This is a genomic window from Corynebacterium sp. HMSC27B11, from assembly GCF_001815985.1.
In the GTDB taxonomy this organism is placed as follows: Bacteria; Actinomycetota; Actinomycetes; order Mycobacteriales; family Mycobacteriaceae; genus Corynebacterium.
Genome location: NZ_KV823548.1, coordinates 1 through 1,271, shown reverse-complemented (window position 1 = coordinate 1,271; position 1,271 = coordinate 1). Strand labels below are relative to the sequence as shown.

General features: G+C 64.1%; 2 protein-coding genes. Both read right to left on the bottom strand.

Annotated features, from left to right (window positions below; all coding sequences use genetic code 11):
- The coding region (locus HMPREF3097_RS02450; RefSeq protein WP_070760684.1) for an NAD(P)H-dependent flavin oxidoreductase at positions 1-907 on the bottom strand (907 nt) is incomplete at its 3' end.
- A gap of 44 nt (positions 908-951) precedes the next feature.
- Positions 952-1,170 carry a hypothetical protein gene (locus HMPREF3097_RS02445; RefSeq protein WP_070760682.1) on the bottom strand — a complete coding sequence of 73 codons (219 nt, stop codon included), beginning with the start codon at positions 1,168-1,170 and terminating at the stop codon, positions 952-954.
- Positions 1,171-1,271 lie beyond the last annotated feature (101 nt).

Below are 1,271 nucleotides of genomic sequence, written 5' to 3'. Positions count from 1 at the left end.
CGGAGGTTAGGTAGTGCAGCTCTGGGTACAGGCTCGGGGCCAGCGGCTGGAAGCGGTCGGTGAAGGCATTGCGGATCGCACGCGCCGGTTTGCCCGTGAACGCCGTGGTGATCACGGTTGGCCTCCCCCTGAGCGTCTGCAGCGCTTGCTTGTGCGTAGTCTTCGTTCCCGCCTCCGTCGCCAGGAGGAAGCGGGTGCCCACCTGGGCGGCAACCGCGCCGTGCTCCAGGGCCTCCGCCACGTCCTGCTTGGTGGCGATGCCGCCAGCGGCGATCACCGGCTTATCGGTGGCTTTCTTTGCATGGGCCAGCAGCGCGGCGAGCGAGTACGCGCAGCCCGCCTCCGGGGTGGAAAGCACCGTGCCCCGGTGACCACCGGCCTCCTTGCCCTGTAGCACGATGGCGTCGCAGTCCGTGCCCGCGAGATGCTCGATCTCCTCCGGGGTCGTGGCGTTGAGCACCACCAGCTTCTGCTTGGCGTGCAGGGCGTCCACGACCTCCGGGGTTGGGTAGCCAAAAGTAAAGGACACGACCTTGGCGGTGGAGGAAAGCGCGATCTGCACCTTCTCCTCATAATGATCATCGGTGTTGCGAGGGGCGTCCGGAAAAGAGGCCTGCACAGCCGAGTAGGCGTCCAATTGTTCGCGATAACGCTGCCAACTGTGCAGCTCCGCGGTGGAAAGACCCGTGTGGGGCGGTGGGGAGAAGATATTCACCCCGAAGGGCCAGGTGGTGAGATTCTCTATTGCTGCAAGGCGTTCGCGGAACGCATCGGGGGAGAGGTAACCCGCGGCCATCATGCCGAGCCCACCGGCGTTGGACACGGCGGCGACGAGCTCCGGGGTGGACGGGCCTCCGGCCATCGGCGCCAGGACGATGGGGCGTTCCAGCGACAGAAACTCACTCATGGGGGCTCTTTCCTAAGGGTTGATGGGTGGTGCGTGTGTGCGGGCTATCGCTCGGGGTGATTGCGCTTGCGTTTGGCCTCCTTGTAGGAGGCGAAGCCCATCGCCGTGGTGGAGCCGACTGCAAACAGCAAGATCAACGCCATGAGTACATCGGCCTGTAGCTGCGGCATGTCGTTGAGGGCCGGTGGTGCCCAGAAGAGCATCACCAGCAGGACCAGGATTGACGCAACGGATAGGAGCCTCAGCGCTAGCAGCTTCTTCATGGGGGCCTCTCGTTTGGTCGGTGGTTCATGGCTGGGGGCCTTTAGCTTTCCACACTATCGGGCGGATTCTAGGAGGGTGTCAGGAAGTTTGTGTGTGAGGC